Source organism: Falsiroseomonas sp. E2-1-a20 (genome assembly GCF_051433195.1).
Classification (GTDB): Bacteria; Pseudomonadota; Alphaproteobacteria; order Acetobacterales; family Acetobacteraceae; genus Falsiroseomonas.
This window is the reverse complement of record NZ_JBHMFT010000018.1, coordinates 48,878-63,908: the sequence shown is the minus strand read 5'-3', so window position 1 is coordinate 63,908 and position 15,031 is coordinate 48,878. Positions and strand designations below refer to the sequence as shown.

At 71.0% G+C, this 15,031-nt stretch carries 15 protein-coding genes; 8 read left to right on the top strand and 7 right to left on the bottom strand.

Annotation, left to right across the window (positions count from 1 at the left end; all coding sequences use genetic code 11):
- Window positions 1–41 precede the first annotated feature (41 nt).
- A complete protein-coding gene (locus ACFHPP_RS20345; RefSeq protein WP_437165067.1) occupies window positions 42–1,334 on the bottom strand; it encodes an NAD(P)/FAD-dependent oxidoreductase in 1,293 nt (430 codons plus the stop codon).
- Window positions 1,335–1,454: 120 nt separating this feature from the next.
- Between ACFHPP_RS20345 and ACFHPP_RS20340 the strand changes: the two genes are divergently transcribed.
- The 5 genes from ACFHPP_RS20340 to ACFHPP_RS20320 all read left to right on the top strand — a co-directional run bounded on the left by ACFHPP_RS20340 (window position 1,455) and on the right by ACFHPP_RS20320 (window position 7,523).
- On the top strand, window positions 1,455–2,300 hold the full coding sequence (locus ACFHPP_RS20340) for a VOC family protein (RefSeq protein ID WP_437165066.1): 846 nt from the start codon (window positions 1,455–1,457) through the stop codon (window positions 2,298–2,300).
- 72 nt (window positions 2,301–2,372) lie between these two features.
- Entirely contained in the window at window positions 2,373–3,974 is a 1,602-nt protein-coding gene (locus tag ACFHPP_RS20335) for an ABC transporter substrate-binding protein (RefSeq protein ID WP_437165065.1), read from the top strand.
- Window positions 3,975–4,105: 131 nt separating this feature from the next.
- Window positions 4,106–5,080 (top strand): ABC transporter permease, encoded by a 975-nt coding sequence (locus ACFHPP_RS20330; RefSeq protein ID WP_437165064.1) that lies wholly within the window; start codon window positions 4,106–4,108, stop codon window positions 5,078–5,080.
- Window positions 5,077–5,910, top strand: coding sequence for an ABC transporter permease (locus ACFHPP_RS20325; RefSeq protein ID WP_437165063.1), 834 nt, complete (start codon window positions 5,077–5,079; stop codon window positions 5,908–5,910). The genes ACFHPP_RS20330 and ACFHPP_RS20325 overlap by 4 nt, the downstream gene beginning before the upstream one ends.
- Complete coding sequence (locus tag ACFHPP_RS20320; protein WP_437165062.1) at window positions 5,907–7,523, top strand: ABC transporter ATP-binding protein; 1,617 nt, start codon at window positions 5,907–5,909, stop codon at window positions 7,521–7,523. Before ACFHPP_RS20325 ends, ACFHPP_RS20320 begins: the two co-directional genes overlap by 4 nt.
- Here ACFHPP_RS20320 and ACFHPP_RS20315 read toward each other — a convergent pair.
- From ACFHPP_RS20315 to ribA, 4 genes are all read right to left on the bottom strand, one after another.
- Window positions 7,510–8,148 carry a hypothetical protein gene (locus ACFHPP_RS20315; RefSeq protein WP_437165061.1) on the bottom strand — a complete coding sequence of 213 codons (639 nt, stop codon included), beginning with the start codon at window positions 8,146–8,148 and terminating at the stop codon, window positions 7,510–7,512. The genes ACFHPP_RS20320 and ACFHPP_RS20315 overlap by 14 nt on opposite strands.
- 80 nt (window positions 8,149–8,228) lie before the next feature.
- Window positions 8,229–8,741 carry a L,D-transpeptidase family protein gene (locus tag ACFHPP_RS20310; protein ID WP_437165060.1) on the bottom strand — a complete coding sequence of 171 codons (513 nt, stop codon included), beginning with the start codon at window positions 8,739–8,741 and terminating at the stop codon, window positions 8,229–8,231.
- Window positions 8,734–9,033: a hypothetical protein gene (locus ACFHPP_RS20305; protein ID WP_437165059.1), complete on the bottom strand. Its 300-nt coding sequence runs from the start codon at window positions 9,031–9,033 to the stop codon at window positions 8,734–8,736. Before ACFHPP_RS20305 ends, ACFHPP_RS20310 begins: the two co-directional genes overlap by 8 nt.
- Before the next feature lie 57 nt (window positions 9,034–9,090).
- Entirely contained in the window at window positions 9,091–10,287 is a 1,197-nt protein-coding gene (gene ribA, locus ACFHPP_RS20300; protein WP_437165058.1) for a GTP cyclohydrolase II RibA, read from the bottom strand.
- Between the two features lie 382 nt (window positions 10,288–10,669).
- Here ribA and ACFHPP_RS20295 point away from each other — a divergent pair, with 382 nt between their 5' ends.
- Entirely contained in the window at window positions 10,670–11,389 is a 720-nt protein-coding gene (locus ACFHPP_RS20295) for a response regulator transcription factor (protein WP_437165057.1), read from the top strand.
- Here ACFHPP_RS20295 and htpX read toward each other — a convergent pair.
- Window positions 11,386–12,375 (bottom strand): zinc metalloprotease HtpX, encoded by a 990-nt coding sequence (gene htpX, locus ACFHPP_RS20290; protein WP_437165056.1) that lies wholly within the window; start codon window positions 12,373–12,375, stop codon window positions 11,386–11,388. The genes ACFHPP_RS20295 and htpX overlap by 4 nt on opposite strands.
- Window positions 12,376–12,567: 192 nt before the next feature.
- Between htpX and ACFHPP_RS20285 the strand changes: the two genes are divergently transcribed.
- A complete protein-coding gene (locus ACFHPP_RS20285) occupies window positions 12,568–12,774 on the top strand; it encodes a DUF1674 domain-containing protein (RefSeq protein WP_437165055.1) in 207 nt (68 codons plus the stop codon).
- A gap of 227 nt (window positions 12,775–13,001) precedes the next feature.
- Here ACFHPP_RS20285 and ACFHPP_RS20280 read toward each other — a convergent pair whose 3' ends face one another.
- A complete protein-coding gene (locus tag ACFHPP_RS20280) occupies window positions 13,002–14,201 on the bottom strand; it encodes an MFS transporter (protein WP_437165054.1) in 1,200 nt (399 codons plus the stop codon).
- Window positions 14,202–14,320: 119 nt separating this feature from the next.
- Between ACFHPP_RS20280 and ACFHPP_RS20275 the strand changes: the two genes are divergently transcribed.
- Window positions 14,321–15,031, top strand: a complete 711-nt coding sequence (locus ACFHPP_RS20275) for an EAL domain-containing protein (protein ID WP_437165053.1) — start codon at window positions 14,321–14,323, stop codon at window positions 15,029–15,031.

The window sequence follows — 15,031 nt, the reverse complement described above, 5'->3', positions numbered from 1 at the left end:
CGGACACGCCGGACGACTCGGAAAATGCGACCTACAAAGGACTACACCTCACGCGCGTCGCGCCAGCGATACAGGTTCAGCATCAGCGGCGCGACGCGGCGGGCGATGCCGTGCAGCGGGATCGGCGTCGGCCTGGTGAAGGGCAGGCCGAGTTCGGTCTCCGGCGTACCCTGCACGGCGCGGCTGAACTCCCGGCCCAGCGCGACCGAGAGCGCCACCGCGCGGCCGTTGCAGCCGGCCCAGGCGTAGCCATCCGGCCCCAGCCGGTGCAGCCGCGGAAAGTAGTCCGGCGTCATGCCGATATAGCCGCTCCAGACATGGTCGAAGCTGACCTCACCCAGTTGCGGCCACAGCTTCTGCAGCCGCGCGGCGATCATCGGCCGCAGCCTCGCTGCCTGGTTCAGCGGGATCGCCACCGCGCCGCCCGTCACCAGCCGACCGCGCGCATCCCAGCGGGTGAAGTACAACTCCCCATGCGTGTCGGACATCGCCTGCCGGCCGGGGATGATGCTGCCGGCGACGTTGTGGCCGATGGGCTGGGTCGCCATCTGCCAGGACAGCGTCGGCACCACCTCCTTCGCGATCTCCGGCGCCAGCTCGCGGGAGAATTCGCCGGTATAGGCGTGGGTTGCCAGCACCAGGGCGCGGGCGGTGACGGTGCCGCGCGCCGTCTGCACGACCCATCGCCCGTCGCGGTGTTCCACCTTCTGCGCCGGAGACCGCGCGTAGATCGTCGCACCCGCTGTCAGCACTGCCTGCGCCATGCCGCGCGCCAGCATCAGCGGGTTGATGTGGCCGCCGCTGCTGTTCGACCAGCCGCCGAACCAGGCCTCGCTGCCCAGCAGGTCGCGCATGCGGGCGCGGTCGATGAGCTCCACTGGCGCGCCGTGGCTGCCCCAGTCCTTCACGCGGCGTTCCGCAATCTTCATGCGGCCCGGGGTATGCACCGGTTGCAGCCAGCCGGCCTGCTCGGCCTCCGCCGCGATGTCGTGGCGGCGCACCAGGTCGAACAGGATGCTGGCGCTGTCGCGCAGGACATGCACGAAACGCAGCCCGGCATCCCCGTGGCGCGCGATGATCGCGGCCGGGTCGTGCCGCGACAGGGTCGGGATCACTTGCCCGTTGTTGCGGCCGGAGGCACCCCAGCCGGGCTCGGCGGCCTCCACCACCACGGTGGGGATGCCGGCCTCCCGCAGGTGCAGCGCGGTGGACAGGCCGGTGAAGCCGGCGCCGACCACCACCGCTTCCGTCGTCACGTCACCTTCCAGCATGGGAAGGTCCGGGCCGGGCGGCGAGACATGCGCCCAGAGGGACGGCGGCCAGGTCACGGCCATGGGCAGGGGCTCCAATCAGGGTGCGCTGCATCAAAGACCCGGCCGCGCCGCCGCTCAAGGGCCGTTGCGAAGCTGCGCCCGATCCGCTGTCATGCGCCGGAGGAACGGGGAGTTTGCGGCATGGCGCTGAAGCATGTGATCGGCGTGGACCATGTGGTGGTCGCGGTGCGGGATCTGGATGCGGCGGCGGCGGCCTGGCGCGCGCTCGGCTTCACCGTCTCCCCGCGTGGCACGCACAGCGCCCATATGGGGTCGGGCAACTACACCATCATGTTCGGCGAGGACTACCTCGAATTGCTGGGCGTGCTGGCGCCGACCGAACACAACGCGCCGATGCGCGCCTTCCTGGATGTGCGGGAAGGTCTGGATCGCGCCGCCTTCACCACGGACGATGCCGCCGCCGGCGCCGACGAACTGCGCGCCAAGGGCATCGCGGCAGTCGGCCCGATCAGCTTCGGCCGCCCGGTGACGCTGCCCGAGGGTGGCGAGGCGGAGGCGCGCTTCAACGTCTTCCAATGGCCGCGCAGCGCCCGCCCCGCCGGCCTCGGCATCTTCGCCTGCCAGCATATGACGCGGGAGAATGTCTGGATCCCCTCGTTGCAATCCCACGCCAACGGTGCGAGCCGCCTGGTGCGGATCGAGGTGCTGGCGCGCGATCCGCAGGCCGGTGCGGCGGAGCTGGCGTCGCTGATCGACCGCACGGCGGAGGCCGTGGAGGATGGCGCCTGGCGCGTCGAATCCGGTGCCGGTCGCGCGGAGTTCCTGTTCCTCGGCCGGGATGCCCTGTCGCGTCGCCACCCCGGCATCCTACTCGACGGACTGCCGGAGGAAGGCGCCGCCGCGCTGGTGCTCGGCACGCGCGACCTGGCGGCGGCGGGCCGCGCACTCGGCGTCGCGGCGGGCGAGGCCGTTGCCGTTCCGGCCGCGCGCGCCAACGGCCTGCTGCTGCGACTCGTGGAAGCCTGAGCTTGTGTTGACCCGGGGGGGGCGAACCCCCCATGTTGCAGCGCACAGACGATCGCCCAGAGGATGCCCGCCATGGACCTGACGCGTCGCGCGACAATGCTGACCTCCGCCGCGCTTGCCGGCAGCGTGTTGTTTCCAGAAAAGAGCCTCGCGCAAGAACAGCCGCGACGTGGCGGCGTGATGACGGTGCATTTCGCCACCGAGCAGCGCATCCTGAATCCGTCGCTCCAGGCCTCAACCGGCGTCTACATCGTTGGCGGGAAGATCCAGGAACCGCTGGTCGACCTCGATTCCGCGGGCCGCCCGAGCCCCTGCCTGGCGGAAAGCTGGGAAAGCTCGCCCGACGGCCTCGCCATCACCTTCAAGCTGCGGCGCGGCGTCACCTGGCATGACGGGCGCCCCTTCACCGCCGCGGACGTGCAGTTCACGGCGATGGAGATGTGGAAGAAGATTCTCAACTACGGCTCGGCGCTGCAGCAGTTCCTGGACGCGGTGGAGACGCCGGACGCGCACACCGCCGTGTTCCGCTATTCCCGCCCGATGCCGCTCGGCCTGTTGCTGCGGGCGCTGCCGGACCTCGGCTACATCTCGCCGAAGCATGTCTACGAAGGCACCGACATCCGGCAGAACCCGGCCAACACCGCGCCCATCGGCACCGGCCCGTTCAAGTTCCTGCAATACGAGCGCGGCCAGTACATCATCGCGGAGCGCAACCCGAACTACTGGCGCAACAACCTGCCCTACCTGGACCGCGTGGTCTGGCGCGTGGTCAGCGACCGCTCCGCGGCCGCGGCGCAGATGGAGGCCGGGCAGATCCTGTTCAGCCCGTATTCCTCGCTGACCATCGCGGACCTGCAACGCCTCGGCCGCGATCCGCGCTTCGAGGTCACGACCAAGGGCAACGAGGGCAACGCGCGGACCAACACGCTGGAGTTCAACTTCCGCAACCCGACGCTGGCCGATCTCCGCGTGCGCCGCGCCATCGCGCATGCCATCGACGTGCCCTTCTTCATCGAGAACTTCCTGGGTGACTTCGCCAAGCTCGGCACCGGCCCGATCCCGTCCGTCTCGGCCGACTACTACCCGACGGAGCCGATGCCGCAGTACCCCTTCGACCGACGCCGCGCGAATGCGCTGCTGGACGAGGCGGGGCATCGCCGCGGGGCCGGCGGCGTGCGCTTCACGCTGCGGCTCAACCCCGCACCCTGGGGCGAGGACATCGCGCTGTGGTCCACCTTCATCCAGCAGTCGCTGCAGGAAGTCGGCATCCGCGTCGAGATCGTGCGGCTGGATGCCGCGGGCTTCCTGCGCACCGTCTACAACGACTGGAACTTCGACCTGGCGACCGGCTGGCACCAGTACCGCAACGACCCGGCGGTCTCGACCAGCGTCTGGTACCGGTCCGGCCAGCCCAAGGGCGCGCCCTGGACCAACCAGTGGGGCTGGACCGACGCCGAGGCCGACCGGATCATGGATGCGGCGCAGACCGAGCTGGACCCGGCGCGGCGCAAGGCGCTCTACGCGGATTTCGTGAAGCGCGTGAACACGGAGCTGCCGCTGTGGATGCCGATCGAGCAGATCTTCGTCTCGGTCTTCAACAGGCGGCTGCGCAACTACGCCAACAACCCGCGCTGGGCCTCGTCCTCCTGGCACGACCTGTGGCTGGCCTCGTGATTTGGTGGATGCGGCGCTGCTCCCCCCTCACCCGCTTCGGCTAGGCGCTGTGCGCCAAGCCTGCGCAGCCCTCTCCCCCCCGGGGGGGAGAGGGTTGGGTGAGGGGGGCCTCGCAGGATGAGTTCATAGCGATGCGCGTCCTCACCCTCGCCGGCCGCCGGCTCCTGTCCTCCCTGCCCACCCTGCTGCTGATCCTCATCGGCATCTTCCTGCTGCTGCAACTGGCGCCGGGCGATGCGGTGGATGCGCTGATCGCGCAGACCGGCGGCGGCGCCGATGCGCGCTCCGCCGCCGAGATGCGCGCCGCGATGGGGCTCGACCTTTCCGTCCCGGCGCAGCTCGCCAACTACATGTGGCGGCTGGTGCGCTTCGACCTTGGCTTTTCCTCGATCTACGGCAAGCCGGTCGCGACCGTGATCTTCGAGCGGCTGCCGGCCACGCTGCTGCTGATGGTGGCCGCCCTGTCCTTCGCCTTCTTCTTCGGCCTGGTGCTCGGCGTGCTGGCGGCGCGGCGGGTGAATGGCTGGACGGATTCGCTGATCTCGACGCTGGGCCTGGTGTTCTACGCCACGCCGTCCTTCTGGTTCGGGCTGATGGCCATCGTGCTGTTCTCCGTCCACCTGCAATGGCTGCCGGCCGGCGGGTTCGAGGAGATCGGCGCCGGCTACACCGGCCTGCGGCGCACGCTGGACATCGCGACCCACCTGGTGCTGCCGACGCTGACGCTCGGGCTGATCTTCCTGGCGATCTACCTGCGCATCATGCGTGCCTCGATGCTGGAGGTACTGACGCTGGATTTCGTCCGCACCGCCCGCGCCAAGGGGCTGGACGAGACGCGGGTGGTGGTGCGGCACGTGCTGCGCAACGCGCTGCTGCCGATGGTGACGCTGATCGGCCTGCAGACCGGCACCATGCTGGGCGGGTCCGTGGTGGTGGAAAGCGTGTTCTCGCTGCCCGGCCTCGGACGGCTGGCCTATGAATCGGTGGTGCAGCGGGATCTCAACACGCTGCTCGGCATCGTCTTCGTCTCGGCGATCCTGGTGATCTGCGTGAATTTCCTGGTGGATCTGCTGTATGCCCGCCTCGATCCCCGGATCGGACCATGAGGGGTTTCCTGCGCGGCTACCTGCGCAGCCCGCCGGCGATGATCGGGCTGGTGCTGCTGCTGGCGGTGGTCGCCATGGCGATCTCGGCGGATTGGCTGTTCCCGCGCGACCCGCTGGCGCTGGCCGGGCGCCCGCTGCAATGGCCCGCGGGCAATCCCCGCTTTCCGCTCGGCACGGATAATTCCGGGCGGGACATCGCGGCGCAGATCTTCCACGGCGCGCGCATCTCCCTGCTGATCGGCGTGGTGGCGACGGCCATCGCCATCCTGGTCGGCATCTGCATCGGCGCGCTGGCCGGCTACCATGGCGGCTGGGTGGACGATGTGCTGATGCGCATCACCGAGGCGTTCCAGACCCTGCCCAACTTCCTGCTGCTGCTGGTGCTGGTGGCCGTGTTCGGGTCCGACATCACCACCGTCACCATCGCCATCGGCGTCGTCTCCTGGCCCGCGCCGGCGCGGCTGACGCGGGCGGAGTTCCTGACGCTGCGCAACCGCGAATTCGTCCAGGCCTGCCGCACGCTGGGCATGGGCGACCTGCGGATCATCTTCCGCGAAATCCTGCCCAACGCGCTGCCGCCCATCATCGTCTATGCCTCCGTCGTCATGGCGGTGGCGATCCTGCTGGAATCGGCGCTGGCCTTCCTGCGGCTGTCCGATCCCAACGTCGCCTCCTGGGGCAACCTGATCGGCCTGGGGCGGGATGTGCTGCGGGTGCAGTGGTACGTCTCCGCCATTCCGGGCGTCGCCATCCTGGTCACGGTGCTGGCCGTGTCGCTGGTCGGCCAGGGGCTGAACGATGCGCTGAACCCGCGGCTGCGCGGGCGATGACTTCCGTTCTTGAGATCGAGCGGCTCACCGTCTCCCTGCCCAAGGGCGCCGACCGGCCGCACGCGCTGAGCGAGGTGACGCTGGCGCTGAACGCCGGCGAGATCCTCTGCGTCGTGGGCGAATCCGGCTCCGGCAAGTCGATGACGGCCAGCGCCCTGATGCGCCTGCTGCCACCCGGCGTCGCCATCGCCGCCGGCCGGGTGATGTTCGAGGGCCAGGACCTCGCCGCGGCCGGGGAGGACGCGATGCGCAGGCTGCGCGGCGCCCGCATCGCCATGGTGTTCCAGGAACCGATGACGGCGCTGAACCCGCTGATCAGCGTCGGCGACCAGATCGGCGAGATGTTCCGCATCCACACGCAGCTGTCCGGCGCCGAGATCGAGGCGCGGGTCCTGGCGCTGCTCGAGGAAGTGCGCATCCCGGACCCGCGCCAGGCCGCGCGTGCCTACCCGCATGAACTCTCGGGCGGCCAGCGCCAGCGCGCGATGATCGCCATGGCCCTGGCGCTGGACCCCCGCGTGCTGATCGCGGATGAGCCGACCACGGCGCTGGACGTGACGACGCAGGCGCAGATCCTGCACCTCATCAAGGACCTCCAGCGCCGCAAGGGCACGGCGGTGCTGTTCATCACGCATGATTTCGGCGTGGTGGCGGAAATCGCCGATCGCGTCGCCGTCATGCAGCACGGCGTGGTGGTGGAGGAAGGCCCCGCCGCGCAGGTGCTGAACGCACCGCGCCACGCCTACACCCAGGCGCTGATCGCCGCCGTCCCGCCGCTGGCCGCTCGCGCCCCGCGCGCCATCAGCGCGGAGCCCATCCTGGTGATGCAGGACGTGGTCAAGACGTATCGCACCGGCGGCTTCCTCGGCCGTGGCGGCCGCGTGACGCATGCGGTGCGCGGCGTGACGCTGACGCTGCCGAAGGGTGCCACGCTCGGCATCGTCGGCGAATCCGGCTCCGGCAAATCCACCCTGGCCCGCTGCCTGGTGCGGCTGATCGAGCCCGATGGCGGCCGCGTCAGCCTCGATGGCCTGGACCTCACGGCGCTGAGCCGCGGCCGGATGCGGCGGGAGGCGAAGCGCATCCAGATGGTGTTCCAGGACCCCTATGGCTCGCTGAACCCGCGCCGCCGGGCCGGCGAACTGGTGGCGCAGGGCCCGATGATCCACGGGATGCCGCGCGCCGAGGCACTACGCCGGGCGCGCGAGCTGTTCGCCCTGGTCGGGCTGGACCCCGCCGCCACCGAGCGTTTCCCGCATGAATTCTCCGGCGGCCAGCGCCAGCGCATCGGCCTGGCCCGCGCCCTGGCGCTGGAGCCGGAGGTGCTGGTGGCGGATGAGCCGGTCTCGGCACTGGATGTCTCGGTGCAGGCGCAGGTGCTGCGGCTGCTGGCAGAGCTGCGCGAAAGGCTCGGCCTGTCGCTGGTCTTCATCACGCATGATTTGCGGGTGGCAGCCCAGGTCTGCGACCTGGTGGCGGTGATGAAGGACGGAGAGGTGGTGGAGCAGGGCCCGATCGGGGAGGTCTTCGAGCGCCCCCGGCACGCCTACACCCAGGCGCTGCTCGCCTCCGTCCCCGGCCGCGGCTTCGGCCTCGCGCCTACTGCAGCGTGAGCCGCAGCCCGAGGCCGACGAAGTTCGACCCGCTGCCCTGCGGCGCGATCAGCCCGAAGATGCCGGAGCGGTGGTGGATGCGCGGCACCAGCGCCACCCGCGGCAGCCGTTCGTGGGAAATCTCCGCCTCGAAGGCCAGGTAGTTCAGGAAGCGGCGCGGCTGGGCCTCGTTCACCACCCCTTCGAAGGCCGGACGCGCCAGGGCGTAGGACAGGCCCTCGCCGACGGCGAAGTTCATCCGCGTGCCGAGCGGCAGCGCGTAGTCCGGCGTGCGCCACACCAGCGCGAGCGTCGCCTCCGTATGGCTCTGCAGGCCGGAATGCAGCCCGAACTGGCCTTCCAGCTCCAGCGAGCCACCATCCAGCAGCCGGCCGACCAGCGGCAGGTCCAGCGGCAGGCGTGGCACCAGCACGCGGTTCAGCGCGACGGAGCTGAAATAGCTGCGCTCCAGCGACCAGTTGCCGGTGGCGAGGCCGACCGGGATGTCGGCGAGGTTGGAGTTGGTGAACTGGTGCACATAGGCGGTGGCGAACCAGATGCGCTTGCGTTCGCCTTCCGCGGCGGCCAGCGTCGGCGCGCTGAAGCAGAACGCCGCGATGGCCGCGGCGCGCAGGACCTGTTGCATGATGAAGCCTCCCCTGTACGAGGAGAGAAGCCGGCGGGCGCGGCGCGGTCGCGCGCCGAGCCATCACCTTGGCGTGTGACCTATCCGGCCGATACGGAAATTCCGCGCAGCCCGGCCGCCAGGACCCGTCGCAGGTCGGGCAGCGCGAGGGCCACGCAGCCCTCCGTCGGACCAAGATCCGGTCTGGCGATATGGAGAAAAATGGCGCTGCCGCGGCCGCGCTCCACCGGATCGTCGTTCCAGCCCAGGATGCCGATGATGTCGTACACCGCATCCATCCGCCACAGCGCCTCATGCCGCCCATCGAAGGGCAGTTGGACCGGGCGGTTGTAGGCGCGGTCGCCTGCGTCGTCGCACCAGCCATCCGCGGGCGCCAGCGGTTCCACCGCCACGGCACAGGCCGGCGCCAGGCCGCGGTCGGCACGGTAGAGCACCCGGCGCAGCGGCATCCGCGCGGCCGGCGTGGCGCCATCGCCTTCCTGCTTGCGCGTCGCCGGCACCACGCCGCCCTTGCCGAGCGCGCAGCGCAGCGTCTCGCCCTGGAAGCGGAAAAGCCCGTCCCGCGTCACCAGCGCCCAGCCCGGCTCATCCATGCCGAGGGCTCTCCCGCGGGCCGGCCGTGGCTTCCTCGATGGCGGACAGGACGGCGGCCGACAGCATCCCGACCGGCCCGCCCAGCACCCCGGCGCCCAGCACCCGGAGCGCCGGGCTGAGGCCTTCGCCCGTCGGCGCCCGGTAGATCGTGCCGACCACCGGCAGATGCTGCAGCGGGTTCAGCGCCCGCAACACCTGGTCAAAGTCGAGGGTTCCGGGCACCGGCACGTGCTCATCCTCCCGCAGCCGCGGCAGCAGGTCGGGCGGTGGCGACGTGGCGGTGATGGTCATGGCGTGCATTCCCCGTGGCCTTGGCAGCCGGGCCAGGGGAAGGCAAGCGGCGTGCCGTCAGGTCAGCAGGTGGCCGAAGCGGCGGGCCTTGGTCTCGAGGTAGCCGTCATTGACTCCATTGCCCTCGAACTGATGCGCCTCCCGCTGTTCCACGGCGATGCCGCAGGCGGCGAGGCCGGCCAGCTTGTCCGGGTTGTTGGTCAGCAGCCGCACCCGCTTCACATCCAGCGCGCGCAGCATTTCCGCCGCCACCCAGAAATTCCGCTCATCGGCGCCGTAGCCGAGCGCGCGGTTGGCATCCAGCGTATCCAGGCCCTGGTCCTGCAGCGTGTAGGCGCGCAGCTTGTTCACCAGCCCGATGCCGCGTCCTTCCTGCGCCAGGTAGATCAGCACGCCACCGGCCGGGTCGGCCGCCATGCGCTGGATGGCGCCGCGCAGCTGCGGGCCGCAGTCGCAGCGCAGGCTGCCCAGCAGGTCGCCGGTGAAGCATTCCGAATGGATGCGCACCAGCGGCACGGCGCTGCCCCCTGGGCCGGGCTGCGGGGCGACACTGTCCACCAGGATGGCCAGGTGCTCGATCCCGCCATCGGCGGCGCGGAAGGCGACGATGCGGGCCTCCGGCGCATCCTCCAGCGGTACGCGGGCTTCCGCCACGCGGGTCAGCGTGGCGGGCGCATCGACCGGGTAGGCCAGCACGTCCGCGGCCGAAACGCTCAGCAGGTCGAGCCAGGCGCCGGCGGTTTCCGTGGCCGGCGCCACGACCAGCGCCGGCAGCAGCCGCGCCAGCTTGGCCAGCGCGATGGCGGTCAGCGCATGCGCCGGCATGGCGGTGCGTTCCGGCTGTTCCGGCAGCAGGCGCTCCGCCGTCGGGTCGGCCAGCGAACGCAGCGCGGCCGGGTCGAGCAGCGTGGACGGCAGGCGCAGCGCGACGGCGCCCATCTCGGACGCGGTGCCGATGGCGGCCACGCCGAGGCCCTGCGGCACCGGGCGTTGCAGCACGGCGGCAGCCCGGACCGGGGCCAGCAGCAGCACCGCCGGCCCGCGCGCGGCGTTGGACAGGTCGGCCAGGCCGCGGGCGGAAACCGTTTCCGCGGCGGCCACCACCAGGGCGCCATCCGGGCCGGTGATCAGGACAGGGGTGCCGCGCCGCAATTCGCTCGCGGCGCGGTGGACGGCACGCAGCGCCAGGACCCGGTGGTCGGGCAAGGCGGCATCGGTCGCGCCACTGGGGCGCTGGGAAGCGAGAGGGGCCATGGTTCCCGTGTGTTTCCGGCGTTCGGTGACGAAGCCATTGGTAGGCCCGAATGTGGCGCGCCCATGGCGTTTGACAGGGGGCCCGCCGGAAGAAAACCGGCTCGTTCCGGAAGAACGTTCCGTGACGACGCATCGGAAGGCCCTTCGCCGGGATCACGGCCGGCCCGGCAACTGGCCCCGAACCAGTCTGATTCATGAGGTCGGTGAAGTATCCTGACACGGATCTGGCGCCAGAAGGCTTGCTCCTCACGCAAATGATAAGGCACAATCAGTTGCGAAATCGGTCCGCCTCGTCATTAATTTCGATGTTGATGGCACGGAGTCGTGAAACCGATCAGCTTCGGCCCCGTTGTCACGGTGCCTCACAGATACGGGAGCTACCATGGCCGGTCCACGCCCCATCCTCGTCGTGGACGACGACGAGGCCCTCCGGCAGACGCTGGCGGAACAATTGGCTCATGACGGAGAGTTCGTCGCAACTGAAGCGGGAACCGCCGCTGATGCGCTGGCGCGGCTGTCCGCCGAGGATTCCCGCTTCGATGCCATCGTCCTGGATATCGGCCTGCCGGACGGCGACGGCCGTGACCTCTGCGCCAAGCTGCGCAAGCAGGGACTGCGGATGCCGATCCTGATGCTGACCGGCGCCGATGCCGAGCAGGATATCGTCCGCGGCCTCGATTCCGGGGCCAACGACTACATCGCCAAGCCGTTCCGGGTCTCGGAGCTGATGGCGCGGTTGCGGGCGCAGCTTCGGGTGTTCGACAACTCCGAGGACGCGGTGTTCAGCGTTGGCCCCTACACCTTCCGGCCCTCCGCCAAGCTGCTTCTGGACGCGGCGCGCAACCGCAAGATCCGGCTGACGGAAAAGGAAGCCGCGATCCTGAAGTACCTGTACCGCGCCGGCGGCCGTCCGGTCGGGCGGCAGATCCTGCTGAACGAGGTGTGGGGCTACAACAGCGCCGTCACCACGCACACGCTCGAGACCCACATCTACCGCCTGCGCCAGAAGATCGAGCCGGACCCTACCAACGCCCGGCTGCTGGTGACCGAGGGCGGCGGCTACCGCCTGGACCCGACCGCGGGCCGCGCCCAGGCCGCCTAGCGACCCCAGGGGTTGCGGCGCTGTGGCGCCGCGGCGCGCCTGCCGCCGGCCCACGGGCCGGACGGTCCCCCCGACCAGGGACCGGACCCCGTGGCGGCCGGCATCGGCCGCGCACCCGGCCCGGAGACGGGCGGCCGCAGGCCGCCGCCACCCAGCGCCCGCAGCGCGGCGACGCGGTTTTCCGTCTTCGGGTGGGTGGAGAACAGCCCATCCATCCGCAGGCCCGACAGCGGGTTGATGATGAACATGTGGGCGGTGGCGGGATTGGCCTCCGCCGCCTGGTTCACCCTTCCCTGCTTATAGCCCTCCAGCCGCAGCAGCGCGCCGGCCAGGCCTTCCGGGTCGCCCGCGATCTCGGCGCCGATGCGGTCCGCCTCGTATTCGCGGGACCGGCTGATCGCCATCTGCACCACCATCGCGGCCAGCGGCGCCAGCACCATCATCAGGATGGCACCGATCGGGCCCAGCGGGTTCTGCCGCGTGTCGCCGCGGCCGAACAGGAAGCCGAATTGCGCCAGCATGCCGATGGCGCCCGCGATGGTCGCCGTCATGGTCATGATCAGCGTGTCGCGATTCCTGATATGCGCCAGCTCATGCGCGATCACGCCCGCAACCTCGCGTTCCGGCATCATGTCCAGCAGGCCGGTGTTCACCGCGACCGCGGCGCGTTCCGGGCTGCGGCCGGTGGCGAAGGCGTTGGGCTGGTCCTCATGGATGACGTACAGCGCCGGCATCGGCAGGCCGGCGCGGTTGGCCAGCGCCTGGGTCATCTCGAACAGCCGCGGCGCGTCAGCCGGGCCGATCGGCTGCGCGTTGTGCATGCGCAGCACCATCCTGTCGCTGTTCCACCAGGCGAAAAGATTGGTGCCGCAGGCGAACAGGAAGGCGATGACCATGCCCTGCTGCCCGCCGATGACGTAGCCGACGCCGACGAACAGGGCGGTCAGCCCCGCCAGCAGCACCGCCGTCCGCAGATACCCGCTCATTCCGCCGCGATCCTCCTGATCCGTGATCGAATGCCTTGCGGCTGCGTTGAGAACCCTCCTGCACAGCCGAGGAGGCCCTACATGTGGGGAATGAGCAACGCGAATCACCAGGGTGGGACAGCCGTCCCGCCGATCACATCGGCCCAGCAGGTGCCCCTGCCGCCCTCCGAACCCCCCGGGGTTCCCCCCGGCGTGCCGGAGCCCGATCCGGCGCCGATCCAGCCGCCGCCGGACCAGGAACCGCCGCTGCCCGGCGACAAGCCGCCGACGCCGATCGGTGACCCGCCGGCCGAGAAGCCGGTGCGCATGGCGCTGCCGCCGGAGATCGGCGGGCCGAAGGGGCCGGAGCCGACACGCTACGGCGACTGGGAACAGAAGGGCCGCGTGACCGACTTCTGAGGCATTTCCCGAATCGGGCGGCCCGGGCGGAACACGCTTGTGGCTGCCCGCGCCGCAAGCCCCCAGGGCTTGTGGCCAGAGAACAACTTCGCGGAGTCAGCGATTCGTTCCGGCGACTCGGACCAACGCGTTGAATCCGTTTGGCGGGATTGGCGCGCCACCGGCCTTGATTCACCCTGCGTTCCGCTGCGGGGGCGAATCGCGAACCAGGACGGTGGCAGCGGCGGTCAACGGCGCCCGCGTGCCAGCCAGAAGCCGAGGCCGAGCAGCCCCGCGCCAGACAGCCCCATGGCCCATTCCGGCCCCACCGTCCCCCGCCCCAGCGCCATCAGCGCCGGCCCCAGCGACTGGCCGAGGAAGAAGCTGAAGGTGTGCAGCGACACGGCGCTGCCGCGCGCACCCGGCGCCACCTCCGTCACCCGGGTCTGGATGGAGCTGTGCATCATGTAGAAGCCGAGCCCGAGCGGCAGGCAGCCCGCCACCAGCACCCAGGCCGAAGGCGCCAGCGCCTGCGCCAGCATGCCGAGTGCCGCCAGCACGCCGCCCATCCGCATCATCCGCTTCTGGCCGAGGTGCCGCACCATCCACCCCGCCAGCGCCGCGAAGACGAAGCCCCCGATGGCGAAGGCGGAGATCGCCAGCCCCGCCTCCGCCGCGCCGCCATGGCCACGCTCGACCAGGGTCGGCGCGATGAAGGGGAAGACGCCGAAGATCAGCGTGCCCTCGACGAAGACGCTGGCATACAGCACCCGCGCGGCGGACAGGCCGAGGATCTGCCGGTAGCGGCGCGCCGCCTCCACCACGTCGAAGCGCCGGCCGGGCGGCGGGCGGGTGCCTTTCCGGTCGCGCAGCAGGGGCAGGCCGGCGAGCGCGATGGCGGCGCAGACCAGGGTCACGCCACGCCAGCCGATATGCGGCTCCAGCAGCGCCGCCATCAGCCCGCCGCCGGCGCTGCCGGTCAGCCCCGCGACCAGAAGGCGGGACAGCGCCACCTGGCGGCGCTCGATCGGCACCTGGTCGCCGATGGCGGCGATGGCGAGCGGGAAGATGCCGCCCGCCGCGGCGCCGGCCAGCACCCGCAGCACGGTAAGGGAGGTGAGGCCCGGCGCCAGCGCCGCCACCGCCAGCGCCACCGCCATGGCGACCAGGCAGATGCGGATGACGCGCCGCTTGCCCGCCGCATCGCCGAGCGGCCCGAGCACCGGCTGCACCAGCGCGTAGGGCAGGGCGAAGGCGGTGGACAGCAGAGCGATGGAGGCCGGCGAGGTCTCGAATTCCAGGGCCAGCACGCCCACCAGCGGGTCGAAGGCCCGCATCGCGACGACGGAGGCGAGGCAGGCCAGCCCCAGCACCAGGATCAACTGGCGCGTCTGCCCGGCCTCCCCGGGCTGAGGTTCGGTTCGGTGCGCGTCAGGGGGAGGGGCCATGCCGGCCGATGCTGCGTTGCAAAACCGGCCGTTGCAACACCACCGCCGGGTGCTGGCGCCGCGCCGCCATTTGTGGCCAAGCTTCAGGGCCTCGCAGGATTCCCGCCCATGGGCTTGCCGTGAACCCGCCCTTCGCCATCGCCTTCCAGCCCATCGTCGACGTCGAGACCGGGATGACCCTGGCGCAGGAAGCGCTGGTGCGCGGTCCGCAGGGCCAATCCGCGCACAGCGTGCTGGCCGCGGTGCCGGAGGCGCAACGCTACCTGTTCGACGCCGAGATCCGCCGCGGCGCGATGGCGGAGGCGCTGCGCCTCGGCCTGCCCGAGACCCCGGCTTCCCTCACCCTGAACATCTTCCCCGGCTGCATGGGGGACCCGGCCTGCTGCGCCTCCCGCACCGTGGCGGATGCCGAGGCCATGGGCTTCCCGACCGACCGCCTGGTCTTCGAGATCAGCGAGATGGAGCCGGTGGAGGACCCGCAGGCGCTGGCCGCGACGCTGGCCGCGCTGCAGCGGCGCGGCCTGCGCATCGCGCTCGACGATGTCGGCACCGGCCATGCCCGCATCCCGCTGCTGCTGGTCTGGCGGCCGGACGGTGCCAAGATCGCGCGGGAGGTCATCATGGGCCTGGACCAGGACCCTGAGCGGCTGGAGCGGGTGCGCCAGACGCTGGAACAGTTGCGCGCCTTCGGCATGGTGCCGGTGGTGGAGGGCATCGAGACGCCGGGCGAACTCGCCGCGCTGCGCGGCCTCGGCGTGCGGGCGATGCAGGGCTTCCTGTTCGCCCGCCCCGCCCTCGGCGTGCTTCCCGTGCCCGTGGTGCCAGGCTAG

Coding starts and splice junctions, on each gene's coding strand:
- ACFHPP_RS20345 (WP_437165067.1), bottom strand. CDS start 1,334: ATGGCCGTGACCTGGCCGCCGTCCCTCTGGGCGCATGTCTCGCCGCCC.
- ACFHPP_RS20340 (WP_437165066.1), top strand. CDS start 1,455: ATGGCGCTGAAGCATGTGATCGGCGTGGACCATGTGGTGGTCGCGGTG.
- ACFHPP_RS20335 (WP_437165065.1), top strand. CDS start 2,373: ATGGACCTGACGCGTCGCGCGACAATGCTGACCTCCGCCGCGCTTGCC.
- ACFHPP_RS20330 (WP_437165064.1), top strand. CDS start 4,106: ATGCGCGTCCTCACCCTCGCCGGCCGCCGGCTCCTGTCCTCCCTGCCC.
- ACFHPP_RS20325 (WP_437165063.1), top strand. CDS start 5,077: ATGAGGGGTTTCCTGCGCGGCTACCTGCGCAGCCCGCCGGCGATGATC.
- ACFHPP_RS20320 (WP_437165062.1), top strand. CDS start 5,907: ATGACTTCCGTTCTTGAGATCGAGCGGCTCACCGTCTCCCTGCCCAAG.
- ACFHPP_RS20315 (WP_437165061.1), bottom strand. CDS start 8,148: ATGCAACAGGTCCTGCGCGCCGCGGCCATCGCGGCGTTCTGCTTCAGC.
- ACFHPP_RS20310 (WP_437165060.1), bottom strand. CDS start 8,741: ATGGATGAGCCGGGCTGGGCGCTGGTGACGCGGGACGGGCTTTTCCGC.
- ACFHPP_RS20305 (WP_437165059.1), bottom strand. CDS start 9,033: ATGACCATCACCGCCACGTCGCCACCGCCCGACCTGCTGCCGCGGCTG.
- ribA (WP_437165058.1), bottom strand. CDS start 10,287: ATGGCCCCTCTCGCTTCCCAGCGCCCCAGTGGCGCGACCGATGCCGCC.
- ACFHPP_RS20295 (WP_437165057.1), top strand. CDS start 10,670: ATGGCCGGTCCACGCCCCATCCTCGTCGTGGACGACGACGAGGCCCTC.
- htpX (WP_437165056.1), bottom strand. CDS start 12,375: ATGAGCGGGTATCTGCGGACGGCGGTGCTGCTGGCGGGGCTGACCGCC.
- ACFHPP_RS20280 (WP_437165054.1), bottom strand. CDS start 14,201: ATGGCCCCTCCCCCTGACGCGCACCGAACCGAACCTCAGCCCGGGGAG.